Source organism: Amycolatopsis sp. NPDC050768, from assembly GCF_040654155.1.
GTDB lineage: Bacteria > Actinomycetota > Actinomycetes > Mycobacteriales > Pseudonocardiaceae > Amycolatopsis.
Map to the genome: position 1 here is coordinate 117841 of NZ_JBFAHL010000019.1, position 26029 is coordinate 143869.

The 26029-nt window shown below is 71.0% G+C and carries 25 protein-coding genes and 1 tRNA gene; 18 read left to right on the forward strand and 8 right to left on the reverse strand.

From position 1 onward, the window contains the following. Positions 1 to 87 precede the first annotated feature (87 nt). Entirely contained in the window at positions 88 to 828 is a 741-nt protein-coding gene (locus tag AB0H62_RS40225; RefSeq protein WP_360591858.1) for an SDR family oxidoreductase, read from the forward strand. Next, on the forward strand, positions 825 to 1697 hold the full coding sequence (locus AB0H62_RS40230) for a TIGR03620 family F420-dependent LLM class oxidoreductase (protein WP_360591859.1): 873 nt from the start codon (positions 825 to 827) through the stop codon (positions 1695 to 1697). The genes AB0H62_RS40225 and AB0H62_RS40230 overlap by 4 nt, the downstream gene beginning before the upstream one ends. On the opposite strand, the gene AB0H62_RS40235 is transcribed toward AB0H62_RS40230, so the two are convergent. Then, positions 1682 to 2737 (reverse strand): alkene reductase, encoded by a 1056-nt coding sequence (locus AB0H62_RS40235; protein ID WP_360591860.1) that lies wholly within the window; start codon positions 2735 to 2737, stop codon positions 1682 to 1684. The genes AB0H62_RS40230 and AB0H62_RS40235 overlap by 16 nt on opposite strands. 118 nt (positions 2738 to 2855) lie before the next feature. Here AB0H62_RS40235 and AB0H62_RS40240 point away from each other — a divergent pair, with 118 nt between their 5' ends. The 4 genes from AB0H62_RS40240 to AB0H62_RS40255 all read left to right on the forward strand — a co-directional run bounded on the left by AB0H62_RS40240 (position 2856) and on the right by AB0H62_RS40255 (position 6593). Next, on the forward strand, positions 2856 to 3485 hold the full coding sequence (locus AB0H62_RS40240) for a PAS domain-containing protein (protein WP_220239138.1): 630 nt from the start codon (positions 2856 to 2858) through the stop codon (positions 3483 to 3485). Next, positions 3469 to 4602: an aminotransferase class I/II-fold pyridoxal phosphate-dependent enzyme gene (locus AB0H62_RS40245; RefSeq protein WP_360591861.1), complete on the forward strand. Its 1134-nt coding sequence runs from the start codon at positions 3469 to 3471 to the stop codon at positions 4600 to 4602. Before AB0H62_RS40240 ends, AB0H62_RS40245 begins: the two co-directional genes overlap by 17 nt. Further along, positions 4599 to 5531 (forward strand): hypothetical protein, encoded by a 933-nt coding sequence (locus tag AB0H62_RS40250; RefSeq protein ID WP_360591862.1) that lies wholly within the window; start codon positions 4599 to 4601, stop codon positions 5529 to 5531. Before AB0H62_RS40245 ends, AB0H62_RS40250 begins: the two co-directional genes overlap by 4 nt. 108 nt (positions 5532 to 5639) lie before the next feature. Further along, the gene (locus AB0H62_RS40255) at positions 5640 to 6593 is read left to right on the forward strand and encodes an alpha/beta hydrolase (RefSeq protein WP_360591863.1); all 954 of its coding nucleotides are present in this window, start codon (positions 5640 to 5642) and stop codon (positions 6591 to 6593) included. Between the two features lie 86 nt (positions 6594 to 6679). Here AB0H62_RS40255 and AB0H62_RS40260 read toward each other — a convergent pair whose 3' ends face one another. From AB0H62_RS40260 to AB0H62_RS40280, 5 genes are all read right to left on the reverse strand, one after another. Continuing rightward, positions 6680 to 7843 carry a helix-turn-helix domain-containing protein gene (locus AB0H62_RS40260; RefSeq protein WP_360591864.1) on the reverse strand — a complete coding sequence of 388 codons (1164 nt, stop codon included), beginning with the start codon at positions 7841 to 7843 and terminating at the stop codon, positions 6680 to 6682. 455 nt (positions 7844 to 8298) lie between these two features. Further along, the gene (locus AB0H62_RS40265; RefSeq protein WP_354872603.1) at positions 8299 to 8754 is read right to left on the reverse strand and encodes an HNH endonuclease; all 456 of its coding nucleotides are present in this window, start codon (positions 8752 to 8754) and stop codon (positions 8299 to 8301) included. A gap of 35 nt (positions 8755 to 8789) precedes the next feature. Then, positions 8790 to 8863, reverse strand: a tRNA-Cys gene (locus AB0H62_RS40270). Between the two features lie 439 nt (positions 8864 to 9302). After that, entirely contained in the window at positions 9303 to 9668 is a 366-nt protein-coding gene (locus tag AB0H62_RS40275) for a hypothetical protein (protein WP_220239145.1), read from the reverse strand. 115 nt (positions 9669 to 9783) lie between these two features. Beyond that, positions 9784 to 10638: a LysR family transcriptional regulator gene (locus tag AB0H62_RS40280; protein ID WP_360591865.1), complete on the reverse strand. Its 855-nt coding sequence runs from the start codon at positions 10636 to 10638 to the stop codon at positions 9784 to 9786. A gap of 69 nt (positions 10639 to 10707) precedes the next feature. On the opposite strand from AB0H62_RS40280, the gene AB0H62_RS40285 reads away from it, so the two are divergent. Both AB0H62_RS40285 and AB0H62_RS40290 read left to right on the forward strand, forming a co-directional pair. Continuing rightward, entirely contained in the window at positions 10708 to 11706 is a 999-nt protein-coding gene (locus tag AB0H62_RS40285) for an EamA family transporter (protein WP_360591866.1), read from the forward strand. Beyond that, positions 11591 to 12601, forward strand: a complete 1011-nt coding sequence (locus AB0H62_RS40290) for a hypothetical protein (RefSeq protein WP_360591912.1) — start codon at positions 11591 to 11593, stop codon at positions 12599 to 12601. The genes AB0H62_RS40285 and AB0H62_RS40290 overlap by 116 nt, the downstream gene beginning before the upstream one ends. Here the strand turns inward: AB0H62_RS40290 and AB0H62_RS40295 are convergent. Together AB0H62_RS40295 and AB0H62_RS40300 are read right to left on the reverse strand one after the other, a co-directional pair. Beyond that, positions 12598 to 13014, reverse strand: a complete 417-nt coding sequence (locus AB0H62_RS40295) for a Fur family transcriptional regulator (protein WP_360591867.1) — start codon at positions 13012 to 13014, stop codon at positions 12598 to 12600. The two genes, AB0H62_RS40290 and AB0H62_RS40295, sit on opposite strands and share 4 nt — an antisense overlap. 76 nt (positions 13015 to 13090) lie before the next feature. Beyond that, positions 13091 to 13924: an IclR family transcriptional regulator C-terminal domain-containing protein gene (locus AB0H62_RS40300; RefSeq protein WP_255637796.1), complete on the reverse strand. Its 834-nt coding sequence runs from the start codon at positions 13922 to 13924 to the stop codon at positions 13091 to 13093. Between the two features lie 249 nt (positions 13925 to 14173). Between AB0H62_RS40300 and AB0H62_RS40305 the strand changes: the two genes are divergently transcribed. The 10 genes from AB0H62_RS40305 (at position 14174) to AB0H62_RS40350 (ending at position 26029) form a co-directional block, all read left to right on the forward strand. Continuing rightward, positions 14174 to 16288, forward strand: a complete 2115-nt coding sequence (locus tag AB0H62_RS40305) for an acetate--CoA ligase family protein (protein WP_360591868.1) — start codon at positions 14174 to 14176, stop codon at positions 16286 to 16288. Between the two features lie 154 nt (positions 16289 to 16442). After that, on the forward strand, positions 16443 to 17429 hold the full coding sequence (locus AB0H62_RS40310; RefSeq protein ID WP_360591869.1) for a cyclase family protein: 987 nt from the start codon (positions 16443 to 16445) through the stop codon (positions 17427 to 17429). Between the two features lie 29 nt (positions 17430 to 17458). Continuing rightward, positions 17459 to 18244: an ABC transporter ATP-binding protein gene (locus tag AB0H62_RS40315; protein ID WP_360591870.1), complete on the forward strand. Its 786-nt coding sequence runs from the start codon at positions 17459 to 17461 to the stop codon at positions 18242 to 18244. Positions 18245 to 18307: 63 nt separating this feature from the next. Continuing rightward, entirely contained in the window at positions 18308 to 19120 is an 813-nt protein-coding gene (locus AB0H62_RS40320) for an ABC transporter permease (protein WP_360591871.1), read from the forward strand. Between the two features lie 54 nt (positions 19121 to 19174). Continuing rightward, the gene (locus AB0H62_RS40325) at positions 19175 to 20335 is read left to right on the forward strand and encodes a hypothetical protein (RefSeq protein WP_220239153.1); all 1161 of its coding nucleotides are present in this window, start codon (positions 19175 to 19177) and stop codon (positions 20333 to 20335) included. A gap of 84 nt (positions 20336 to 20419) precedes the next feature. Continuing rightward, positions 20420 to 21580: a hypothetical protein gene (locus AB0H62_RS40330; protein ID WP_220239154.1), complete on the forward strand. Its 1161-nt coding sequence runs from the start codon at positions 20420 to 20422 to the stop codon at positions 21578 to 21580. Then, positions 21577 to 23190 (forward strand): thiamine pyrophosphate-binding protein, encoded by a 1614-nt coding sequence (locus AB0H62_RS40335; protein WP_360591872.1) that lies wholly within the window; start codon positions 21577 to 21579, stop codon positions 23188 to 23190. Before AB0H62_RS40330 ends, AB0H62_RS40335 begins: the two co-directional genes overlap by 4 nt. Positions 23191 to 23289: 99 nt before the next feature. Further along, positions 23290 to 24156: a hypothetical protein gene (locus AB0H62_RS40340; RefSeq protein ID WP_220239156.1), complete on the forward strand. Its 867-nt coding sequence runs from the start codon at positions 23290 to 23292 to the stop codon at positions 24154 to 24156. Next, the gene (locus AB0H62_RS40345) at positions 24153 to 24965 is read left to right on the forward strand and encodes a DeoR/GlpR family DNA-binding transcription regulator (protein WP_220239157.1); all 813 of its coding nucleotides are present in this window, start codon (positions 24153 to 24155) and stop codon (positions 24963 to 24965) included. Before AB0H62_RS40340 ends, AB0H62_RS40345 begins: the two co-directional genes overlap by 4 nt. After that, the gene (locus AB0H62_RS40350) at positions 24962 to 26029 is read left to right on the forward strand and encodes a tartrate dehydrogenase (RefSeq protein ID WP_220239158.1); all 1068 of its coding nucleotides are present in this window, start codon (positions 24962 to 24964) and stop codon (positions 26027 to 26029) included. Before AB0H62_RS40345 ends, AB0H62_RS40350 begins: the two co-directional genes overlap by 4 nt.

Consider the following 26029-nt stretch of genomic DNA (forward strand, 5'->3'; position numbering starts at 1 on the left):
GCGAGCAGGCCCCATTGTCCCGCGCAGACCGGCCGAGCGGAACGACCACGGCTGGGCCGGGTGAGTACACGGACGGGAAACACGGTTATGAACGCACTACAGGGGAAGACCGCCGTCGTCACGGGCGGCTCGAGCGGCATCGGGCTCGCGACGGCCCGGCGGTTCGCGGACGAGGGCGCGCGCGTCTTCGTGACGGGACGGCGCAAGGACGTGCTTGACGCGGCCGTCGCGGAGATCGGCGGCGACGTGACCGGGGTCCAGGTGGACAGTTCCGACCTGGCCGACCTCGACCGGCTCTACGATACCGTTGGTCGGCCGATCGACGTGCTGTTCGCCAACGCGGGCGGCGGCGAGTTCTCGACGCTGGAGCAGGTCACCGAGAAGCACTTCAACGACACCTTCGCCACCAACGTGAAGGGCACGCTGTTCACGGTCCAGAAAGCGCTTCCTTCGCTGGTGGACGGCGCTTCGGTGATCTTGACCGCCTCCACCGCGGGCACGAAGGGCAACGATGCTTTCGGCGTGTACGCCGCGTCGAAGGCGGCCGTCCGCTCGTTCGCGCGGACCTGGGCGAAAGAGCTGAGCGGTCGCGGGATCCGCGTCAACTCGGTGAGCCCGGGACCGGTCGACACACCGGGGATCAGCGGGCTCGCGAGCGCCGATTTCGGCGAGGAGCAGCTGAAGGCGGCGCTGGTGAGCTCTGTCCCCTTGGGACGGATGGGCCGGCCCGAGGAGATCGCGTCGGTGGCGCTGTTCCTCGCGACGGACGCCAGCAGCTTCGTCACCGGGGTGGAGCTCTTCGCCGACGGCGGGGCGAACCAGGTATGACCCTCGACATCGGCCGCGTCGGGGTCTGGAGCGTCGAGCTGCGCACGGCCGCGCCGGGCGAGATCGCCGACGCGGCGGCCGAGCTCGACGAGCTGGACTTCGGCGCGCTCTGGATCCCCGGTTTGGGTGGCGGCGACATCGTGGGAGACCTCGAGCGGCTGCTCGAGGTGACCCGAGGGCTCACGGTCGCGCCGGCGGTGTCGAGCATCTGGCGTCACCCGGCGAAGGAACTTGCCGCGGGCCACGCGCGGCTCACGGGTGCCTACGGCGACCGGATGCTGCTCGGTCTCGGCGTGAGTGACCCGGGCACCGCCGCCGAGCACGGCCACGATTATCGGCCGCTGCACGACATGGCCGCGTACCTCGACGAGCTTGACGCCGAGCCGGAGCCGGTGGCGGCGGAGCGGCTGATCCTCGCGGCGATGGGGCCGAAGATGGTCGGTCTGGCGCGGCAGCGGGCCGGCGGGACGCACCCGTTCCTCGTCACACCGGACTACTCGGCGACGGCGCGCGGACTGCTCGGTGCCGGGCCGTTGCTCGCGCCGTACCAGGCCGTGACCCTGGAGCGGGATCCGGCGAAGGCACGGGCGGCCGGCCGGGGTTTCCTCGCCGGGTTCTTCGGGGCGCCTGCCTACCGCAAGAGCCTGCTGGCGCAGGGGTTCACGGAAGCCGATCTTGCCGAGGGCGGCAGCGACCGGCTCGTGGACAGCGTCCTCGCCTGGGGCGACATCGACGCGATCGGCAAGCGCGTGGCGGAACACCTCCAGGCGGGCGCGGACCACGTGGCCCTTCACGTAGTGGGCGGCGGTGACGGTATGCCGATGCCGCAGTGGCGCGAGCTCGCCGGGCTGGCTCAGAGCGCCGGATAGTCCGTGTAGCCCTCGGCGCCGCCGCCGTAGAAGGTGGCGGGGTCGGGGGAGTTGAGGGCCGCGCCGGTCTGCAGCCGGGCGACGACGTCGGGGTTGGCCAGCGCCAGGCGGCCGAGGGTGACGAGGTCGGCGAGGCCGCTTTCGACGTCGGCGGCGCGTTCCCGGACGGTGGCGCCAGGGCGGGTCAGCAGCAGCGGGCCGGGGAACGCGGTGCGCAGCTCGGCCAGGAGCGCGTCGTCGCCGTGGTGGGTGACGTGGAGGAAGGCGAGGTCGAGGCGGGCGAGGGCGCGGACCAGGTGGGAGTAGGTCGCCGGCCCGGTCTCGCCTTCGTCGATGCCGAAGCCGCGCAGGCCGGGGGAGAGGCGCACGGCCGTGCGGTCGGCGCCGATCTCCGCGGCGACGGCCTCGGTCACCTCGAGCGCGAACCGGGTGCGGCCGGCGATGGAGCCGCCGTACGCGTCGGTGCGGTGGTTGGCATTGGCCGAGAGGAACTGCTGCACGAGGAAACCGTTGGCGCCGTGGACTTCCACGCCGTCGGCGCCGGCCTCGATCGCGGCGGCGGCCGCGCGGCGGAAGTCGTCGACGGTTTTTCGGACCTCGGCGGTCGAGAGCTCGCGCGGCGGCGGGACCTGCTGATTGCCGCTCGGGGTGTGGATGCCGACGCCCGCCGCGACGGCCGACGGCGCGACCGGCGCCCGGCCGTGCGGCGTGTTGTCGGGGTGTGCGACGCGGCCCGCGTGCATGAGCTGGACGAACAGGTGCCCGCCCGCGTCGTGCACCGCCTTGGTGACCTGCTGCCAGCCGGCGATGTGCGCGCCGGTGTGGCAGCCGTGGCTGAGCAGGAACCCCTGTCCGTCGGCCGAGGGCTGCGTGCCGCCGGTGATCAGCAGCCCGAGCGACGCTCGTTGCGCGAAGTACTCGGCGTCGAGCGGGGTGGGTGATCCGTCGGGCAGCGCGCGGTTGCGCATCATCGGCGACAGCGCCAGCCGGTGGCGCAAACGCATGCGGCCGACGTCGAGGTGACTCCAGAGATCGGGCACGCGGGTTCCTTCCGTCGGCTGCCTGACTGTCTGTACCGGATCGTACAGAACGAAGTGTACGGTTCGGTACAGTGGGTGATTGGACTCTTCGTCCACACTGGATGTAGTGTCCAGATCTATGGACGGGAGGACGGCGCGCTGGGCGCCGGTGTGCGAAGCGATCGTGCGCCTGCTTTCGCCGCACGCGGAGGTGGTGCTGCACGACCCGCGCACGGATTGCGTGCTCGGCATCTGGAACGCGTTCTCGGGGCGTGAACCCGGGGACCCGTCGCTGCTCGGCGAGCTCGACGGCCTGCGGCCCGCGGGGAAAGACGTCTACGGCCCGTACCCGAAGTCATTGCCCGACGGACGGCGGCTGTCGAGTGTGAGCGCCGTGGTGAGAGACGAACACGGCAACGCCGAAGTGGTGTTGTGCGTGAACGTCGACCGCACCGCGTTCGACCAGGCCGCGCAGTTGCTGTCCGGGTTCGCGGCTCCGGTGACCGGACAGCCCCAGGCGCTGTTCGAACGCGACTGGACCGAGACGCTCAACGACGTGGTGGGCGAGTTCGTTCGCGATCACGCGACCCCGGTCGAGGTGTTGACCCGCGAACAACGCCTGGTGCTTCTCGCACGTCTGGACGCCGCCGGTGTGTTCGCGCAGCGCCGATCCGTGCCCGTGGTCGCACGCGCGTTGCGCATCTCCCGTTCGGCCACCTACCAACTGCTCGCCGAGATGCGCAAGGAGCCCGATGCCGACGCTTCCTGACTTCCGCCTGGAGACGTACTTCTCCCGCTGGGAGTTCACCGCCCGCCACCACCTCACGGCGTCGGACGTGCAGACCATGACCGTCGCCGAACTGCTGGCGCTGGCCGACGACGACGGCCGGGAACGCTGGGAGACTCTCGCGCTCGGCTACACCGAGACCTACGGCCTGCCCGCGCTGCGCGAGGAGATCGCCGCGACCTACACCGACATCGACCCCGAGCACGTGCTGTGCTTCGCCGGCGCCGAAGAAGGTCTCTACCTGGCGATGCGGACGTTGCTCGAGCCCGGCGACCACGCCGTGGTGATCACGCCGAACTACCAGGCCGCCGAGACGATTCCGCTCTCGATCGGCGAGGTGTCCGGTGTCGCGCTGCGGCCCGAGGACGGCTGGGCCCTCGACGTCGACGAGATCGAACAGCAGCTGCGGCCCACCACGCGCCTGGTGTCGGTGAACTTCCCCAACAACCCGACCGGCGCCGTGCCGGACCTCGAGACCTGGACACGGCTCGTGCGCCTGTGCGAGGAGCGCGGCGTGCTGCTGTTCAGCGACGAGGTCTACCGCGGTCTGGAGCTCGACCCGTCGGCGACGCTGCCGCAGGCCGCCGACCTGTCCGCGGCGGCGCTTTCGCTCAACGTGATGTCCAAGGCCTATGGGCTCCCGGGCCTGCGCGTGGGCTGGATCGCCTGCCGCGATCCGGAAATCCTGCGGCGGCTCGAGCGGGCCAAGCACTACACGTCGATCTGCAACTCGGCGCCGAGTGAAGTGCTCGCGCTGATCGGGCTGCGCGCGCGGGACGCGATCCTGGCGCGCAACCGCGCGGTGATCGCGGAGAACGTGCCGAAGTTCAACGCGTTTTTCGAGAATTACCAAGATCTGTTCGATTGGGCACCTCCGCAGGGCGGCTGCGTGTGCTTCCCGCGCTACCTCGGCGCGGACGGCGTCGAGGCGATGTGCACCGAGCTCGTCGAGCAGCGCGGCGTGCTGCTGCTGCCGGCGAGCATCTACCGATCCGACCTCACGGCGACACCCGAGGACCGGTTCCGCGTCGGCGTGGGCCGTCGTGGTCCGGACGAAGGGCTGGCCGCGTGGGCGGAGTTCCTGGAGGAGCGGCGATGACGCTGGACGTGGTGGGACTGCCCGAGATCGAGGCCGTGGCGACGCGGGGGCTGGTGTTCGACGCCGTGCGCGGCGCGTTGATCGCGCACGCCGAGGGCCGCGCGCAGATGCCCGCGCCGATCGCGATGTGGTTCCCCGAGGCCGAGGGCGATTGCCACGTGAAGGCCGGCTACCTCGAAGGCGCCTCGCACTTCGGCGTGAAGGTGGCGTCGGGCTTCTACCGCAACGCCGAGCGCGGCCTGCCGACCAACAGCGGCCTCATGCTGGTCTTCGACGCGTCGACCGGCGTGCCCGCCGCGGTGCTGGCCGACGAGGGCTGGCTCACGGCGTGGCGGACGGCCGCCGCCGGCGCCCTGATCACCCATGCGCTGACTCCGTCGGACGTCGACGAGGTGGCCGTGTTCGGCACGGGACTGCAGGCGCGGCTGCAGGTCGAGTGGCTCGCGGACCTTCGGCCGCTGACCCTGGTGCGGGTGTGCGGCCGGCGGCCCGAGGCCGTTCGGAAGCTGTGTGCCGAACTGGGCGAAGCCGGGCTGACGGCCGTGCCCGCGACGGCGGGGGAAGCGGCGGCCACGCCGTGCGTGATCACGGCGACGGCGTCGACGAGCCCGGTGGCGCCGGCGGAGGCGTTCGCCGCGGTGCACGTGACCGGGATCGGCACCGACCTGCCGGGCAAGGCGGAGCTGCCGGCCGGGCTGTTCGCCCGCGCCACGACGATCGCGACCGACGACCACGCGCAGTGCCTCGCGCACGGCGACTTCGGCAACGCCGTCCGGGCCGGGACCGTCGCCGATGACGCGGACATCCCCGTCGGGCTGGTCCTGCGCGACGGGGTGCGGGATCGCTCGGGCCTGACGATCGCCGACCTCACCGGCGTCGGTGTGGCCGACGCCGCGGTTGCGACGGCCGTGTTCCGGCACCTGGGCTGAACTCCGCCGCGTGGCGGGCCCGGCGCCGCGGGTCGGCGACGCGTGGCGGATGAACGCGGCGGGTGCCGGCCGGGAGGATGGACGGCACCCGCACTCCTGGAGGCCCGCATGGACTACGCGTTCGATCCCGAGATCGCCGCCGCTCTCCCGATGATCCCCGACACCGGCGACCTGAGGGACCTGGTGTCGGCGCGGGAAAAGATGAAGGAGATGACGGCCGAGTTGGTCGGCGACGTCGACGAGGCCGGCGTGACCGTGCGCGACACGACCGTGCCCGGCCCCGAGGGCGCGCCCGACGTGGCTGTTCGGATCTACACACCGGACAACATCGCCTCGCCCGCGCTGCTGTTCAACGTCCATGGCGGCGGCTTCATCGTCGGTGACGTCGACACCGATCACGCGGGCGTGGTCGAGCTCGCGCGGGACCTCGGGGTGGTCGTGGTGTCGGTGGACTACCGGCTCGCGCCCGAGGCGCCGTACCCGGCGGGCCTGGAGGACTGCTACGCGGCTCTCGTGTGGTCGGTCAAGCACGCCGACGAGCTCGGCATCGACTCCGAGCGCGTGGTCATCCACGGCGTCAGCGCGGGCGGCGGCCTGTGCGCCGCGCTCGCGCTGCTGGCGCGCGACCGCGGCGGGCCGGCCATCGCGTTCCAGTTCCTCGGCATCCCGGAGATCGACGACCGCCTGCGGACGCCCAGCATGCGCCGCTTCGACGACACTCCACTGTGGAACCTCCCCAACGCCGAGCTCAGCTGGGACTGCTACCTCGGCCCGGGCGTCCGCGGCACCGACGGCGTGCCCGTCTACGCCGCGCCCTCCCGCGCGACCGACCTGGCGGGCCTCCCGCCGGCGTACATCTCGGTGATGGAGTTCGACCCGCTGCGCGACGAGGGCATCGCCTACGCGCAGGCGCTGCTGGCCGCCGGCGTGACCACCGAGCTGCACCTGTTCCCCGGCACCTTCCACGGCTCCGCCATGATCCGCCACGCGACCATCACCCGGCGCGAGGCCGCGGAGTCCCGCGCGGTGCTGGCGCGGGCGCTGGGTGTGGAGCTGGGCTGAGGTTTGTGACGATGCGGCGTCCGGTTGACGGCCCGGGCGCCGCGTTTTCGTTGTGTGGCTTGGTTTCGGGCGCCGGCCGCGGCCGGTCAGGTGCGGTGGGCCAATCGGTGTGCAAGCAGGGCGAGCCGGGTGCGGAAGCGGCCGGCGGGGTCGTCCAGGGGCCAGCCGAGAGCGTCTTCCACGTGGGCGAGCCGAGTGGCGACGGAGCTGTGGTGGCGGTGTAGCGCGACGGCCGCCTGGCGCAGGGAACCGGTGCGGCAGAAGGCTTCGAGCGCTTCGAGGTCGGGCGCGGCGAGCGCGTCGAGGGCGCGGACGTCGGGCTGCGCGCGCAGGTGGTCGGCGGGGATCTCGGCCAGCAGGGTCAGAGACCCGAGGTTCTCGTGGACCACGAGCGGCTCCGTCGCGGGCACGGCGAACCGCTCGGCGAGGCGAGCCTGCAGCCAGGACCGCCGCGCCTCGAGCCCGGCGACGGCATCGCCCACCCCCACCCGCACACTCCCGGACGACCCACGTTCGCGAGCGCGCAGGGAAAGTGCGTTTTCCAACACCCCCACCACCGTCGCCGGCCCCTCCCGGGGCTGCACCAACACCGCCGCGACCTCCCCGACCACCGCGACGCGCGCGCCCAGCGCCGTACCCCCGCGCGCAACCAGCGCGACGGCGGCGGCGCCCGGGTCGCGCCCGTCCTCGGTCCCGACCGCGACTACGCGCAACGGCCGCCCCGCGTCCAGCCCGAGCAACACGAGCGCCCGCGACCGGTCCTCCGCCGCCGCGCGCTCACCCAGCACCAACTCCACCAGCGCCGGGTCCGCCAGGTGCGGCTGCACGACCTGCGGCGCCGGCCCCAGCACCCGCGCGGCGATAGCGAAGCGCTCCAGCACGAGATCGTCGAGCGGCCCGGGCTCGCCGTCCCGCTCGAGCCACACCTGCCCCGCCGCCTCACCCCTGAGCTCGGTCGCCACGACGCGCGGTGTTGCCGGAGCCTCGCCGCCGCGCTCGCTCTCCTGGGCGGGGGTTTTGTGGTCGCGTGTGCCGGCGAGGTCGGTTGCGTCGGGGCGGGATGCTGAGAGCGCCTGGCCGCGCAGGCCGTTCGCCGGGGTGAGTGCTTGGGCGGGGGTCTTGTGGTCGCGTGTGCCGGCGAGGCCGGTTGCGTCGGGGCGTGGTGCTGAGAGCGCCTCGCCGCGCAGGCCGTTCGCCGAGGTCTTTGCCTCGGCGGGGGTCTCGCACCCGTTGCCGAAGCCGGTCGCCACCAGGAGCGGTCTGCCGGAGCGCCGTCAGGCGTGAGTCCACCGGGTTCGGCCGCTGCTACGCGAGCTTCGTTGCCGGTCTCGCGGTCATGCCCGTCGCCGAGGTCGGCTGCCCCGGGCCGCGGTTCGGCCGGTGTCCCGCCGTCGCGCGCGGGCCCGCTCGGCTGACTCGCCACCGCGCGCGCCTCCGTCCCGACCGCACGGGTGCCGTCGAGACGGAAGCGCAAGGGTGGTTCGCCGCCGCGTTGGAGGCCGGCGACGCATTCGGCGAGGGAGGCCGTGGCGCGGACCAGGTCGGCGATCGTGGCGCGGTGGGCCACGAGCTCGTCGAAGTACGCGATCACCCGCACCGCGGCCTCGGCGTCGGAGTCGACGGCCGAGAGGCGCAACAGCAGCCCCTTCATGGGAGCCAGCCTAGCGCCGCCCGGCCGTCGCGCACAGGTGTCGCATGTGGACGGTCAGCGCAGCAGGTGCAGCTGGTCCCACGTGGGCACGTGCGGGGTGATCCGCAGCGTCAGCCCGGTCTCGGCGAGGGTCCGGTCGGCCTTGCGAGCGTTGCAGCTGCGCGCGGTGCCACCGCACGCGGCGACGGTGTTGAGCCAGCTGGTGCGCTCACCGCCGCGGGACGTCGGGATGATGTGGTCGACCGTGGTCGCGTGGCGGCCGCAGTACGCGCACGTGTGGCCGTCGCGCTGGAGCACGCCGCGGCGTGACCACCGGGGCGGGCCGGTATAGCGCCACTTCATCACCACGTAGCGCAGCAGCCGCACGACCTTCGGGCGCGGGAAGATGCCCAGGTCGGCGCCGTCGCTCTCGTGGACGACCGCGACGTGGCGCACGAGCATCCGGATCGCGTGGGGGACGGAGACGGTGTGCAGGGGCTCGTAGCCGGCGTTGAGGACCAGGACACCCATGGCGACGGGCACCTCCTTTTCGGTTTTCGCTCGGGTGGAGACCGCGACCGGAGTTGAACCGGTTTGACCCGCTTTGCAAGCGGTTCCCTGGCCGTTCGGGCACGTGGTCGGAGAGGGGGATCGGAAATCGGGGTCGGAAAATGGCGCCGGAAATGTCACGAAAAAGTCACGGAAAACGAAAAAGCCGCCCTGATCGGTCTCCCGACGGGCGGCTCCGTGCTGCGACGCGTTCTGGGTGCGTCACGGCGTGGAGCCTGGTGTCTCGGCAGCGTAAGGCAGGCGCCGAGCATCGCCCGCGATGCCGAAGCACCCCGGACAAGCCTTGCGCTCTTCGCCGCCGAACATTCTCGTCACTCCTCGGTTGGTGGTGTACCACCACATCATGACCGACCTCGCGCGACGGCGTCAACGGTGATAATTCGCCCGGCGAACGACCTCGCCGGCCCCCGGAAATGTTTCGCGGGGCCGCCCACGCGTCCACAGTGGACGGGACGGCCCCGCACCTCCCCGGCCGGCGGGTGCTCGTCACCCCGACGGCCGGAGGGAACCTACTTGCAGCGCTTGCCACCCTCGACCGACGGCCACCACGTGCCCAGGGGCGGCGCCGGCGTCTTGGTCCAGGTGATCTTCGCGCACTTGCCCTCGCTGCGGGCCTTCTTCGCGGTCACGACCAGCGCCGCGATGGCGACGCCGCACGCGAGGTTGCCCGGCGTCGGGATGTTCTTGCAGACGCGGATCGCGGGCGTGCCCTCGGAGATCAGCTTCGTGGCGCTCTTGCTGAACACCCAGCTGCACGCGAAGAACCCGCAGTCGAGATCGGTGACGGCGGGCGCCGCGGACGCGGGGACCGGCGCGACGAGCAGGCTCGCGGCCACCAGTGGTGCCGCCAGCGGAGCGGCCCGGAGATTCCTCATGAAACGCCCCTTCCTGATCGCGTTTGTCCGAAATGGAGCATCCCGTGCGAAGGCGCCGATGTCTGCCCCCGCTCGGTTCTTACGCCCGAAGGGGTGACCGTCCACTGTGGCGGTTTCAGCGGGCCCGGTAAAGCTCGCTCAGCAGCGCCACCGCGGCGTGTGTGGCCGGATGGGGGTCGTGGCCGTGCCAGATCAGCCGCACCGGAACGGGGGCCGCGTCACGCACGCGGCGGTAGGCGATGCCGTCGCGGCGGTACTGGGTCACGGTGGAATACGGTGTGACGCCGACGCAGCGGCCAGTGGCGATGGCGGCCAGCCAGTCGTCGATCTCGTGAGTGGGCTCCACGCGCGGGCGCTCCGCCTCCGGCCACAGGTCGGTGGTCGTCGTGCCGGTGCGGCGGTCGATCACCAGGACGCGCGGGCTGAGATCGGCGAGCGTGACGGTGCGACGGCGCGCCAGAGGGTCGTCGGTGGCCATGGCGCAGTAGCGGGCCTCGTGGCCGACGATCGCGTGCGCGTACTTGCGGGTGTCCACGGCGGTGCGCACCACGGCGAGGTCGCACAGCCCTTCGGCCAGCCCACCCGTCGCGGTGTTGGTGCGGACCAGCAGCAGTTCGATGTCGGGGTGGCGATCGGCCCAGCGGCGCTGGAACTCGGCCGTGTGGCGGCCCATCGCGGACCACGCGTGGCCGACGCGCAGCCGGGTGTGCCCCGTCGTGGCCTCGCGCACGAGTTCTTCGGCCTCGGCCAGCAGGTGCCGGGCGCGGGCGAGCACCTGCACACCGGCCGTCGTCGGGGTGACGCTGCGGCTCGTGCGGTGGAGAAGTCGCACGCCGAGTGCGGATTCCAACGAAAGAAGTGTGCGCGACACCGCTGCTTGGGAGACTCCGAGCTCGATCGCCGCGTCCGTGAACGTTCCCGTGTCCACGATCGCCACCAGGCACCGCAGGTGCCGTAGCTCCAGATCCATGACTCCAGCGTATGCGTGCCGCGATGAATGCATTTTGCGCATGCACGGCCGTGCCGCAGGCTCGCCGGCATGACCCAGGACAACCGCACCGGCGTGGCGTTGATGTTCGGCGGCGCGACCGCGAACCAGCTCGGCGCGGCCACGGCCGCGCTGGCGTTCCCGGTGCTCGGGCCCGCCGGCGTGGTCGCCGTGCGCCAGTGGGTGGCCGCCGTGCTGCTGCTCGCCGTGGGACGCCCGCGGCTGCGGTCGTTCACCGCCCGTCAGTGGCGCCCGGTCCTCGGGCTCGCGGCGGTGTTCGCGACGATGAACCTCTCGCTCTACTCCGCGATCGACCGGATCGGCCTCGGGCTGGCCGTGACGCTGGAGTTCCTCGGCCCGCTTGCCGTCGCGCTGGTCGGCTCGCGTCGCCGAACGGACCTGGCCTGTGCGATTGCCGCCGCCGCGGCTGTCGGAATCCTCACGCGACCCCGGCCCAGCACCGACTACCTCGGCGTCGCACTCGCGCTGGTCGCGGCCACGTGCTGGGCCTGCTACATCCTGCTCAACCGCACCGTCGGCCGCCGGCTGCCCGGCGTGCAGGGCTCCGCCGCGGCGGCGGGTGTGTCCGGTCTGCTGTACCTGCCCGTCGGGATCGTGGTGTTTTTCCACCACCGCCCCACACCGGCGGCACTCGGGGCCGCGCTCGCGGCCGGGGTGCTGTCCTCGGCGCTGCCGTTCCTCGCCGACCTGCTGGCGCTGCGGCGAGTCCCGACGCGGTTCTTCGGGGTCTTCATGAGCGTGAACCCGGTGCTGGCCGCACTGGTGGGCGAAGTGGTGCTTCACCAGCGGCTCGACGCTCCGGCATGGGCGGCGATCGCCGTGATCGTGGCGGCCAACACGGTGGCGGCGTGTCGGGTGAAGGGCGCGAACTCGGGCGCCGTACCGTCGATGCAGGAGGTGGCGGATGGTGCGGATGTCGGACCGCGCGTGGCCGTCGACGGTGATCCCGAGCGACGAGCACGAACGCGCGCAGGCGACCGGTGTCCTGTTCCGGCGCATGGGCTGGGTGACGGAGACGCTGACGCGTGACGAGCGCGAGGACGTCGAGCGCCAGCTCGAGTTCTGGTACAGCAGCGGCTACTGCCCCGACGCGCTGCTGATCGCGCTCAGCACCCTGCCCGACGGCACGCGCCAGCGCCCCCGCCACTCCGGCGAACGTCCCGGCGGCTTCCTGCGCTCGCGGCTGGAGGGCTGGTTCAACGACGCGGCGCAGGCCGCGATGACCGAGGTCCACGAGCCGCCGCGGCGCGGGCAGTCGTTCGAGGCGTGGTTCGAGAACAACCGCCGTCAGGCCGCGGCAGAGGGCACGGGCCGCCGGCGCCCGCGCGTCACCGAGGCGGGGCAGAGCGCGCGTGATGAAGCTCGAACATTCGCGGCGTCCCGGCGCAAAGATCCGCTCGCGCGCCTGCGCGAAAGTGAACAACGCCGGGCCGCGGCGCTCGACAGCCTGCGCGTGGAGGGTGCCGCCGCACCCGTGATCCCGGCTTCCCCGCAGGAGACGCGCTCGACCCCGCGGATGGTGGCGTCGTTCGCGGCCCGCCAGTCCGTGGCGGCGAGGTCACCTCAGGTGGTGCGAATCGTCCAACGGTTGCGCGAGGAGAAACGCGGACCGTCGCCGGCCGAACTCGCCGTGCTGCGCAACGCCGTCCGCGACGCCCACCACAACGCCGGCCTCGGCACCCTCGAAGCGGCGAGCGCGCAGATCGGCGACGACACCTCGGCGCTCACCCCGGAGGGGTTGCGCGTGTTGTCGTTTCTCGACCACGCGGACGAGAGCAAGCTGCCGGTGGAGACGATGATCCGCCTGCTCACCCTGACCGTCGACGAGACGGCGACTCCCGAGGCCACAACCCCCGAGACCACAATCCCCGAGACGGCCACCCCGGACACCGCCACTCCAGAGCCGAACCCGGAGCAGGATTAAGCCCGCCCCGCACACTCCGCGCACAGGCCCCACCACGTGACCTCGGCCTCGTCGATCGTGAACCCGGGCGCCGACGACGGGTGCAGGCACGGCGCCGAGCCCTCGGCGCACGGCACGTCCTCGATCCGGCCACAACCGCGGCACACCAGGTGGTGGTGGTTGTCGTGCCGGTCGAGCTCGAAGCGCGCGGGCGAGCCGGCCGGTTCGAGCGTGCGCAGCAGACCGACGCCGACGAGGTCGTCCAGCACGTTGTAGAGCCCTTGCCGCGACAGCCCGCCGGTGCCGGCCTCGACGGTCGCCGCGATCTCGGCGGCCGTGGTGTGCGGGTGGTCGCGCACGGCACCGAGCACCGCCCGGCGCTGGGCCGTGTTCCGCAGTCCCCTCCGCTTCAGCTGGACCGCGAAGTCATCCATGACCCGATGGTAACTTCGCACCACTCGGTGACACCGATCGAGGGACCCGGGTCACATCCGGCCCGAAACGGCCTGCTCAGGCCCCGTCCTCGTCGCCGACGCCGAACGACTGGCGCCGCCGCGCGATGGCCCGCAGGTCCGCCTCGATCTCGCCGGCGGTGCGGCGCAGCGGTTCGAGCAGCTGCCCACGCATCTCTTCTTTCGAACGCCGGGTCGAGTGCATCGAGACGTTCAGCGACGCGTACACCTGCCCGTCCTCGTGCCGCAGCGGCACGGCGATCGAGCGCAGGCCCAGGTCGAGCTCCTGGTCGACGAGCGCGTAGTCGTCGGCGCGCACGCGGTCGAGGATCGCGCCCAGCTTCGCCGGGTCCTTCACCGTGCGCGGCGTGAACGGCTGCAGCTCGACGCGTTTCAAGTACTCCGCGCGCCACTCTTCGGGCTGGAACGCGAGCAGCACGCGCCCCATCGACGACGGGTGCGCCGGGATCCGGCTGCCGATCGTCACGTTGAGCGCCATGATCCGCCTTGCGGGCGTGCGGACCAGTCCGACGTAGACGATCTCGTCGTCCTCGAGCACGCACAGCGCCGCCGAGTCGTCGACCTCCGCCACCAGCTTGTCCAGGTGCGGGCGCGCGACCTCCGCGAGGCCCTGGCTCGACAGGAACGCGTTGCCGAGCTCGAGGATCCGCGGCCGCAGCCAGAACCGCTTGCCGTCGGTGTGCACGTAGCCGACCTCGGCGAGCGTGAGCAGGAAGCGGCGGGCGGCCGCGCGCGTGACGCCGGCGAGCTCGGCCACCTCGGTCAGCGTGAGCTCCGGCCCGTGCCCGTCGAACGCGCGGATCACGGCCAAGCCGCGTTCGAACGACTGGACCAGGTCGCCCTTGCTGATCGGGCCCGGTTTGTCGGCCACTGCCGGTCACCTCCTGAATCTGCTTCGGCCCGAAAACTCTCGCACGGTCCAGGCCACCGCCGCAGTCCGCCTCGATTCTTGACAGTCCGACGGCGGCGAGGCATGGTTTGTGCGAGCTACGGAAACTTGTTCGACCTCCGCACAAACTAGAGCACACTCAGAGACGACCCGTAAAGGGGTGTCCGTGGATCCGACGACAGAGACGTCGCTCCGGACGACCGGGGCCCGCCGACCGCAGGCGGCCCGGCCGTGAGCGCCGGTCTGCGCGCGCTCTTCGGCCCGCGCTCGGTCGCCGTCGTCGGTGCGCGCGAAGCCGAGGGCAACCGCGGCGCCGCGGCCGTGCGGTTCCTGCGCAAGTTCGGTTACGCGGGCGAGGTCTTCCCGGTTCATCCCTCGGGCGAGCCGGTGGCCGGGTACGCCGGTTACCGCGGCCTGGCCGACCTGCCGTGCGCGCCGGACCTGGCGATCGTCGGGGTCGGGGCCGCGCGTGTGCCGGACCTGGTGCCGCAGCTGGCCGAGGCCGGCGTCGCCGCGGCGATCCTGTGGGCGGGCGGCTTCGCCGAAACCGGGAACGCGGGTTTGCAGGAGCAGGTCACCGAACGGGCACGCGCCGCCGGGATCCGGCTGCTCGGCCCCAACTGCCTGGGAGTGGTGAACACCGCCCTCGGTTTCACCGGCACGTTCGCCTCGTGGCTGTCCGGTGTGGACACGCTCTTGCCGGGACGGATCGGGATGGTGAGCCAGAGCGGGGGCCTCGCCGCGTCGGCACACTCGTGGGCGCAGGCGGCGGGTACCGGCTTCGGGCACATGATCAGCACGGGCAACGAGGCTGACGTCGGCGCCGTCGAGGCGCTCGCGTACCTGGTCGACGACCCCGGGACCGCGGTGCTCGCGTGTTACCTCGAAGGTCTCACCGACGGCGCAGGGCTGGTCTCGGTGCTGCGGGCCGCGCGGCGTGCGGGCAAACCCGTGGTGGTGCTCAAGGGCGGACGCTCCGCGGTGAGTGCGCAGGCGATCGCCGCGCACACCGGAGCGCTCGCGGGGCAGGCGCGAATCTGGGACGCGGTGCTGGAGCAAGAAGGCGCTGTGCGGGTGACCTCGGCGCAGGAGCTCGTGGAAGTCGCGTCGTTCCTCGCCGCCCATGCCGATCGGCCGCTGCCGGGGCGCCGGGTCGTCGTGGTGAGCCACGGTGGCGGGCAAGGGATCGTGGCCGCGGACCTGTGTCACGACGCCGGGCTCGAGGTGCCGCTGCTGAGCGCGGCGACGCGCCGGCGGCTGGCGCCGTTGCTGCCGTCGATCGCGTCGAACCGCAATCCGATCGACCTGACGCCGGAGGCGCTCACGCGGGCGGAGTGGCGGGAGACGTTCCCGGAAGCGTTGCGGGTGCTGGCTTCCTGTGGCGAGGCCGATGTGGTCCTGGTGCAACTGGGTGCGATGAGCGCAGCGGCGGGGGAGGAGCTGGCGCTCGCGCTGTGCGAGGCGCACGACACCGGACCCGCGACGCTCGCGGTGCACTGCAAGGGTTTTCCGCCGACGGCCGAGGCGTTGCTGAAGGCCGAGGGGATCCACGTGTTCGCCGAGCAGGCCTCGGCGACCGTCACGTTGGGGCGAGTGGCCGCCGCTGCGCGCGACGTCGGCGCCGAGTCCGCACGGCTTGTCGCCGACGCGGTGCGGCACAGACCACGCGGTGTCCCGCACGCGGTCGACGGGCAGGTGTTCCCCGAGCACGAGGTGCACCGGTTGCTGGCCGAAGCCGGGCTGCGTACTCCGCGAGGTGTCGTCGCGCCGTCGGCCGAAGATGCCGTGGCGACAGCGCGGGACATCGGGTTTCCGGTGGTGCTCAAGGTCGTTTCGCCGGAGGTCACGCATCGCGTCGACGCCGGACTTGTCCGGTTGGGACTGTCCGATGAGGACGCCGTCCGGAAGGCGCACGACGAGTTCACGGCCGCGATCGCGCGACTGGGCCTTACCGGTGCGTCCTGTTTCGTTCAGGAACAGGCGGAGTCCGGAACCGAACTTTTCATGTCCGTGTTCCGAGATCCCGTGTTCGGGCTCGTCGTGTCCTGCGGTGCGGGTGGTGTGCTCGCCGAGCTGCTCGACGACGTCGCGTTCGCCACCGTGCCGCTCGACGAGCGGAAAGCGTTGCGGCTGCTGGAGAAACTCCGGTTCACGCGACATCCGAAGGGGCTCGACCTCACCGTGGCCGGCAAGCCGGCGGCGGAGTTCCTGGTGGCGTTCGCGGAGTTCGCCCGGGGCCTGCCTTGGGCCCGGTTCGTGCTCGAGCTCAACCCCGTCTCCGTCACCGCGGCCGGCGCGATCGCGCTCGACGGTCTGCTGATCGTGGAGCGTTCTTCGTTGGTGTGAGCGAAAAGCCACATCGGGTCCGCCAGATGTTCGTTTCACAACAGAGATCTGTTCGAATATTGACACCGCTGCAACGCGCGCTTAACGTCGCAACCACTTCCCCGCACTTCACGGCCGCGAGTCCGCGGCTCTCCCCGGACAGGTTGGAGCACCAGTGGCGAAGGCAGACGCGATCCCGGACTACGACGACCTCCCCACCAAGGGCGGGTTGCCGTGTTCCTGGGGGCTGTGGGGCCCGGACGACAAGCTGGGCTGCCTCAACCTGATCACCGAGGAGCACGCGGCCGAAGCGGCCCAGGGCGTGCGGCGTGGCGCGGTCTTCTCGCTCAACTGGCGGATGGACCTGCCGAGCCCGGCTTTCTTCGGCCGGCCCAACCTGCGCCACGAGATCGTGAAGTCGACCACCTCCACCTCGCTCAACGACGTGCTCCACGACTGGAACACCCAGGCTTCGTCGCAGTGGGACGGATTCCGGCACGTGGAGCGCGTCGGATTCGGCAACTACAACGGGATCCCGAGCGAGGAGCACGGCGTCCACGTGTGGGCCGAGCGCGGGATCTTCGGCCACGCGGTGCTCGCCGACGTCGGCCGCTACCGCGAGCAGATGGGCCGGCCGCTGGACTACCGCACGTCCGACCCGATCGAGGTGGCCGACCTCGTGGGCGCGCTGGAGAGCCAGCAGGTGGAAGTCCACAGTGGAGACATCCTGCTGGTGCGTACCGGCTGGACGGAGTGGTACGAAAGCCTCACCGCGGACGAACGCGCCGGGATCGCCCCGATCCCGGCTCTGCGCACGCCCGGGCTGCGTCCGGTCGAGGACATGGTCCGCACGCTGTGGAACCTGCGCCTCGCTGCCGTCGCGGCGGACAACCCGGCGCTCGAGATCTGGCCGCCGGGCGCGCTGCTCGAACCCGGCGAAGAAGCCGAAGCCATCAAAGCGGATCCCGCCCGGCGCCACGAGATGATGCTGCACCCGCGGCTCATCCCCATGCTGGGCATGCCGATCGGCGAGATGTGGGACCTCGCCCGGCTCGCCGAGGACTGCGCGCGTGACCGGGTCTACCGGTTCCTGCTCGCGTCGGCCCCCATCAACCTCCTCCACGGCGCGGCCTCCCCGGCCAACGCCCTGGCCGTCAAATGACCCCGCTGCAGACTGACGAGGACGAAGCGATGACGCTCTCCCAGACCACCGACACCCTGCCCGCGCGGATCGTCGTGGACGACCTGACCGTGACGATGCAGCTCAAGGACCGCAGCTTCGACGCGGTGCAGAACGCTTCGTTCACGATCGAACCCGGGCAGACGCTCGCCATCGTCGGCCCGTCGGGCTGCGGGAAGACGACGCTGCTCAACGTGCTGGGCGGTTTCACCGGTGCCACCACCGGCGAGGCCCTGATCGACGGCGCGCCCGTCGGTGCCCCCGACGAGCACCGGGCCACCGTGTTCCAGGCCGACGCGGTGTTCCCTTGGCTCACCGTGCGCGGCAACCTCGAGTACGGCCCGCGCATCCGCCACGCACAGGACGCGGCGTCGAAGGCTCGCACCGAACACTTCCTGCAGGTGCTCGGGCTCGAGGCGTTCGCCGACGAGTTCCCGAAGGTGCTCTCCGGTGGCATGCGCAAGCGAGTGGACATCGGGCGTGCGTATGTGAACAACCCGCGCACCATCCTGCTCGACGAGCCGTTCGGCGCGCTCGACGAGATCACCAAGGAACAGCTGCAGGACGAGCTCGTGAACCTCAGTGTGAGCGACTCCAAGACGCTGGTGTTCATCACCCACGACATCGAGGAAGCGATCTTCGTGGGCGACATGGTGGCGGTGATGACCCCGCGGCCGGGGCGCATCCGCAAGATCATCGACGTGCCGTTCGCCCGGCCGCGCCCCGAGAACGTCCGCATGGAACCCGCCTTCCAGGAGCTGCGCCGCGAGATCCAGTCGCTGCTGCGCAACGAGTGAACCCGCCGTCCCCGCCTGCCGAACACTGCCCGCCGAACAAGGCCGTTCGAGAGTGAGAATCCGATGACCCAGCTCGACACCCCGCCGGTGCGGACCGCGCGGCCGTCCGCACGGCCGCGCCGCCGCCTGGATCTGCGCATCCTCAGCGTGCTCGCCGTCGTGGTCGTGCTCGCCGCGTGGTACCTGCTCACTGACCTGCTGAAGGTCGTGCCCGACCTGTACTTCCCGTCGATCGCGTCCACGATCGAGGCGGGCAAGACGCTCGGGAGCAACCTCGCCCTGGACTTCGGGTCCACCGCGTACCGCATGCTCTTCGGCTGGGTGATCGGGTGCGCCCTCGGTGTGCTCGCCGGCCTGCTCATGGCGCGCAGCCGCATCGCGTACTTCTCGGTCAACCCGCTGATCGAGATCATCCGGCCGGTGCCGCCGATCGCGCTGATCCCGTTCACGATCCTGTGGTTCGGGCTCACCGACACCCAGCGCATCGCCCTGGCCGCGCTGCCGTGTTTCATGACGCTCGCCGTGACCACAATGGAGTCGGCGAAGAACGTGAACCCGCTGTTCGTGCGGGCCGCGCAGTCGCTGGGCGCCTCGCCCAACCAGATCTACCGCACCGTGGTCCTGCGCGCGATCCTGCCGAACCTCGTGGCGTCGCTGCGGATCGCGGCCGCGCTGGCGTGGGCCGTGGTGGTGTCGGCCGAGTACCTCGGCGCGCAGAACGGCATCGGCTACCTGATCCTGCAGGCGAGCAACTCGCTCAACACGTCGGTGGTCCTCATCGGCACGGCGGCGGTCACCATCGGCGCGTTCGTTTTCGATCAGATCCTGCGCCTGGTGACGAAGTTCCTCACCCGCTGGGTCGACCGGATGTCCTGATCCGCTCACCCCTCTTTCGTTCCCCACCGAATTCCGTCAGAAAGCGAACACCCGATGAGGATCAGCAAACGTCTCCGCCTCGGCGGTGTCCTGGTCGCGGCCGGGCTGCTGGCGAGCGCCCTGACCGCGTGCGCCGGCTCCAGCAGCGAAGGCGCGCCGATCGAAGGCTGTGCGAAGACCACCAACATCCAGATCGCGACCACGCCGTACCAGGACTCGCTGATCATGAGCCTGGGCAACCAGCTCGGGTGGTACAAGCAGGCCTGCCTGAACGTGACGTTCCAGAACGTGGCGCTCACGAACATCTCGAAGATCGTCGCGAGCGGACACGGCGCGCCGGTGGGCTGGCGCACGTCGTCGGAGATCAACCAGGCACAACACCTCGACTCCGACCTGATCTACCTGTACCCGTGGGACATCTGCAGCAGCTGCTCGGCGCTCATGGCCCGGCCGGGCACCGGGCTGAAGAGCTACACCGAGTTCAAGAACTCCGGCATGAGCCGGGAAGCCGCCATCGCCGCGGTGATCAACGAGCTGCACGGCAAGTCGATCGTCACGACGCTCAAGAACAGCCGCGCCGAGGTGATCCAGAGCGCGATCCAGTCGCAGGGCAAGCCGCTGGACTGGGCGAGCTACGTGGACCTCGACCCGGCGAGCGGGTACACCGCGTTCCTCTCGGGCACGGGCGACACCTACATCGCCGGCCTGCCGCAGCAGCAACCGTTGGCGGACAAGGGGTACAAGAACCTGCTGACCGGCGCGGAGCTCTCCCCGCCGCCGCTCAACGGGTTCCTCACCACCAAGACGTACTGGAATGAGAACAAGGACGCGCTGCTCTCGCTCATCCACGTCACGTTCATGGCCATCCGCTACACCGACGCCAACCGCGACGCCGTGGCCAAGTACGTGTCCGACACCTACAACAAGCAGACCGGCAGCACGCTCACGGTCGCGGACTTCAACCGCTACTGGCAGAACCTCGAGACGTACCCGGCCAACGCGGGTGACGCCCAGAAGAAGATGTTCACGCCCGGCGCCCCCGCGTACTGGCGGACGATCTGGGACGAGGACAACAACTACTTCTTCACCAACACCCACATCATCCCGGAACCGGCGCCGGCGTCGGCGTTCCTGGGCGAAGAGGTGCAGAAGGCCTACGTCGCCAAGTACGGCGCGGACGAAACGGGGTGGACGAAGCCGACCGGGAATCTGTGACAAAGGGGACAGAGTTTGTCGCTGCGTGAACGCGCGGCCGGGGGTTCGATCGATGACGCTCGAGAGCTCCAAGAAGGGTGCACCATGTCCACACGTCGGAGATTCGCCGCCGTGGCGCTGGCTGCCGTCAGCCTCTGCGCCGCGCTGACCGCCTGCCGGGGAACCGACAGCGCGTCCGGCCCGGCCATCCAGGGTTGTGCGAAAACCACCAATATCCAGATCGCCACCACGCCGTACCAGGACTCGCTGGTGATGAGCCTGGGCGACGCGCTGGGCTGGTACAAGAAGGAATGCCTCAACGTGACGTTCCAGAACGTCGCGTTCACCAACATCGCGAAGATCGTGGCCAGCGGCAAGGGTGCACCCGTCGGGTGGCGCACGGCGTCGGAGATCAACCAGGGCTACCACCTCGACAACGACCTGGCCTACCTCTACCCGTGGGACATCTTCAGCAACGGCTTCGCGCTGATGGGCCGGCCAGGCTCGGACCTCAAGACCTACGACGAGTTCGTGAAGGAAGGCAAGAGCTCGAAGGACGCGATCACCGCGGTGATCGACGAGATCCACGGCAAGTCGGTGATCACGACGCTGAACAACAGCCGCGCCGAGGTGATCCAGACGGCGCTGCAGGCCCAGGGCAAGGCGCTGGACTGGGTCAAGTACACGGACCTCGACCCGGCGAGCGGGCTCACGGCCTACCTGCGCGGTGACGGCGACACCTACATCGCCGGCATCCCGCAGCGCCAGACGCTGTCGGACCGCGGGTACAAGGTGCTCCTGGCCGGCACGAACCTGTCGCCGCCGCCGGTCAACGGCTACATCACCACCAAGTCCTACTGGAACGCCAACCAGGACGCGCTGCTGAAGCTGATCCACGTGACCTACGAGGCGATCCGCTACACCAACGCGAACCTCGACCAGGTCGCCGCCTACATCTCGAAGACCTACAACAAGCAGACCGGCTCCACGCTCACGGTCGACAACTTCAAGGCGTACTGGCAGAAACTCGAGACGTACCCGGTGAACGCGGGGGAGACGAAGGCGCAGATCTTCACCCCGGGCGGGGTCGCGTACTGGAAGACGACCTGGGACCAGGACAACCGGTACTTCTTCGACGACATCCACTCGATCCCCGGCCCGGCCCCCTACGACGGCTACCTCGGCGAGACCGTGTTGAACGCCTACATCGCCAAGTACGGCACCGACGAGAAGGGCTGGGACCAGCCGACGGGGAGCCTTTCGTGAAGGGCTTCGAAGCGATCCCCGAACTGTTGCGCCGTGGGGGCACCACGACCGTGTTCAGCATGGTCGGCAACACCAACGTGCCCTGGATCGGACACGGGTTGAAAACCGGCGCACTTCGCCTGGTGAAAACCCGACACGAGGAAACGGCCGTGAACGCGGCCGAGGGGTACAGCCGCAGCCGCGGTGAGATCCCGGTCTGCAGCGTGACGCAGGGGCCGGGCTTCGCCAACGCGCTCAACGGGCTGGTCTCGGCGACACGTACGCACGTCCCGATGTTGTTCGTCGTCGGCGAGTCGCCGGCGACGAAGGTGAAGACCACGATGAACATCGACCAGCGTGCGCTGTCTGACATCGCCGGGGCGGGTTTCCACCACGTCGCGGAGGTTTCGCAACTGGCCGGGCAGTTCGGCGCGGCGCTGGCGGCGGCCCGGTGGAACGGCTGCCCGCAGGTCGTGAGCATCGCCGACGGAGTGCTGACGGCGGAGGTCGAGTTGCCGGCGGACGAACCTGCCGAGGTCACGGCCGAGGTTGCGGACCCGGCGGCAGTCGAGTCCACTGTGGATCTGCTGGCTTCGGCGCGGCGGCCGCTGATCGTCGCGGGACAGGGTGCCTTGCTCGCCGGCTGCGAGGCCGAGCTGGCCGAGCTCGCCACGCTCACCGGGGCGCAGACGGGGACCACGTTGCGGGCCAACTGGTTCTTCGCCGGCCGCGAGGGCAACCTCGGCCTCTGCGGCAACTGGGCGCCCGCGCTGGTGCGCAAGGCACTGGCCGAGGTGGACGTGGTGTTCGCGGTCGGGGCGTCGCTGAACACGTGGACGACGGGCGACCGGCAGGTGTTCCCGGCGGCACGGTTCGTGCGGTGCGACGTGGACCCCGCCACGGTGCCGGCGGGCGCGGACCCGGAGGTGTCGCTGTTCGGTGACGCCAAAACGGTGGTGCGGGCGGTGCTCGACGCGTGGCGGGCGCGCGGGTTCACCGAGCCGAAGCCCGTCGTGGCGCGGCCGACGGTGGCCGAGGTGCAGGAGTCGGTGCGGGCGGTCGACGTCGGCCACGACCCGGCGCGCGGGCTGGACCTGCGAGAGGTGTTCACGGCGTTCGACGAGCACCTGCCGGCTGGGCGCGTGGTGGTGACCGATGCCGGACGCAGCCTGAAGACGTTGCCGACACTGGTGCGTGCGGAATCGGCCAGGCAATGGTTGATCGGCAACAGTTTCGGTTCGATCGGGCGCGGCCTCGGCATCGCGATCGGCGCGGCGGCGGCGCGGCCGGCCGATCCGGTGGTGCTGTTCTGCGGCGACGGCGGCTTCATGATGGCCGCCCAGGACCTCGACGCGGTGCGGCTCAACGGGCTGAGCCTCACCGTCGTGGTCACCAACGACGAGCAGCTCGGTGCCGAGGCCAAGTACATCGACCAGTACGACCTGCCGGCCGAGATGATCCGCCAGACCCTGCCCGACGTCGCGCACCTCGCCGCGGCGTTCGGCGGGACCGGGCGCGTGGTGCGCACCCGGGAGGAGCTGGCCGAGGCGGCGGCCGACTCCCGGCCGGGGCTCACGCTGCTCGACGTGCGCATCGATCCCGTCATCGATTGTGCGGCCGCGTTGAAGTAGCCACACCCGGGCTGGGTGCCCTGGGCGGAAACCGCCCCACGATGTTGTTTTTCGAACATCACACTGTGCGAACAGCGACGAAAACAGGAAGGAGGCCGGATGAAAGCCCCGCACACGGCTGCGGCCCGGCTGGCGAACCCGGATGGCTCCTTCACGATGGTGTCGGTCGACCACCGCGAATCGCTGCGGACGCTCATGGCCGCGGGTGCCCCCGTAGGCACCGTGTCCGACGAGCGCCTGTGCCGGTTCAAGGCCGAGGCCGTGGCCGCGCTGGCGCCCCACGCGTCGGCGGTCCTGGTCGACAGCCGTTACGGACTGGCCAACGGGCCGCGCGCCGGCATCCCGGCGGGCACGCGGTTCGTGCTCGCCGTCGACCGGCTCGTGCAGGAGCCCGGCGGCCCGGTCACCCGCGGCGAGCTGGCCGGGGAGGCCACTCCTGCCTTCCTGAGCCGCACCGGCCCCGACGCCATCAAGCTGCTCGTGCTCTTCCGCCCCGGGCACCCCGACCCGCAACGCGACGACACCGTCGCCCGCTTCCTCGACCTCGGCCGGCGCTGCGGAGTGCCGACCCTGCTCGAAGGCATGGTGCGCTGCGAACCCGCGCAGCGCGACGAAGCCATCCACGAAGCGGCCACCACCCTCTGCGCCGCCGGCCCGGATCTCTACAAAGCCGAAATCCCCGGCTACCGCAAGGGTGACGTCTCGGCCGTCGCCGGGCTTTCCACCCGGCTGACCGAAGAGCTCACCGTGCCGTGGGTTGTCCTCTCCAGCGGCATCGCCCCCGCCGACTACCCGGCCGCCGTCCTCGAAGCCTGCCGCGGCGGCGCGGCGGGGTTCCTCGCCGGCCGGGCGATCTGGCACGACGTCGTCGCCGAAAACCCGCCTGGCCCGGGCCTGCGCGCGACGGCCGCGCCCCGGCTCGCAGCGCTCGCGAAAGCCGTGCGCGAGGCGGTGAGCGCCCGGTGACCACCTCGTCCCGCCCGACCCGCGACCGCCGCGGCCGCATCATGGAGATCGTCGAGGAGCAGGGCTACTGCACCACGGCCGAGTTGTCGCGCGAGTTCGACGTCTCGGACATGACGATCCGCCGCGACGTCCAGAAGCTCGTGGCCGACGGCCGCCTCCGCAGTGTCCACGGTGGAGTGACCGCCCTGCCGCAGACCGCGTTGGCGGGCACAGACTTCCGGTCCCGCGTCGAACGCATGCGCTCGACCAAGGACGCCATCGCCGAGTTCGCCGCCCGCGACCTGCCCGACGTCGGTGCGGTCGCGCTCGACGCCGGCACCACGACCCTGGCGCTCGCGCTCGCCATCCCGCCAGACGCCCGCCTGCACGTGGTCACGCCTTCGCTCGCGGTGGCCAACACGTTGCTGGCGCACGAGTACGTGGAGATCGTGTGTCTCGGCGGTTCCCTGCACCACCAGACGCAGTCGTTCGCCGGCCCCGCGACGCTCGCCGCGATCGCGGAGCTGCGCCTGCGCCGCCTCTACCTCGCCGCCAGCGGTGTCAACGCCGACGGCGTGTACTGCGGCAACCACTTCGACGCCATGACCAAACGGGCGCTCGTGGACGTCGCCGACGAAGTGGTGCTGCTGGCCGATTCCAGCAAGTTCTCGATCTCGGCGATGGTGCGTGCCTGCACCCTCGACGACGTGGACCGGATCGTCACCGACGACGGCATCCCGGACCCCGATCACGAAGCACTCCTCGCCCACGGGGTCGAGGTCTCGATCGTCTCCCGGGCGGAAGCCCAGGGGGACAAGGAGGAAGCATGACTTCCGCGAGGAAGCGCCAGCACGACATCGCCGTCATCGCGGGTGACGGCATCGGCCTCGAGGTGGTGCCCGCCGCGCTGCGGTGCCTCGAGCTCGTTGCGAACCGGCACGACTTCACGCTCAACCTCACCGAATACCCGTGGGGTTCGGCGTATTTCCGGGCGAACGGCGCGATGATGCCCACGACCGGGCTTGACGAGCTCGCGAAGCACGACGCGATCTTCCTCGGCGCCGTCGGCGATCCGGAGATCCCCGACGTGGAAACGCTGTGGGGCCTGCTGATCCCGATCCGCCGCACGTTCGACCAGTACATCAACCTCCGTCCGGTCCGGACACTCCCCGGCATCCCGCCGCGGGTCGTCGGCGCGGGCGACGTGGACCTGGTGATCGTGCGGGAGAACGTCGAGGGTGAGTACTCGGCCGTCGGCGGGCGGATCTACGTCGGCGAGCCGCACGAGGCGGCCATGCAGGAAGCCGTGTTCACCCGCCGCGGCGTGGCCCGGGCCGCGCGGTTCGCGGCCGAGCTGGCCACGACCCGGCACAACCGGCTGACGTCCGCGACGAAGTCCAACGGGATCGTGCACACGATGCCGTTCTGGGACGAGGTCGTGGCCGACACGCTCGCCGACTACCCGGGCGTGAGCGTGGACAAGGTGCTCATCGACGCGCTGGCCGCGAAACTGGTGCTCGACCCGGCGGGCTTCGACGTGATCGTGGCGTCGAACCTGTTCGGCGACATCCTGTCCGACCTGGCCGGTGCGATCGCCGGCTCGATCGGCGTGGCTCCCAGCGGGAACCTGAACCCGGAGAAGAAACACCCGTCGATGTTCGAACCCGTCCACGGTTCGGCACCGGACATCGCGGGCCAGGGCGTGGCAAACCCCGTCGGGCAGCTGTGGGCCGGCGTGATGATGCTCGAACACCTCGGTGAGCCGGCCGCGGCGGCGGAGCTCATGGCCGCGTTCGAAGCGTGCCTCGCCGAAGGCCTGCGCACCCGCGACCTCGGGGGCACCGCGTCCACCGCGGAGTTCACCGACGGCGTCGCCGCGCGGCTGCAGGCATGA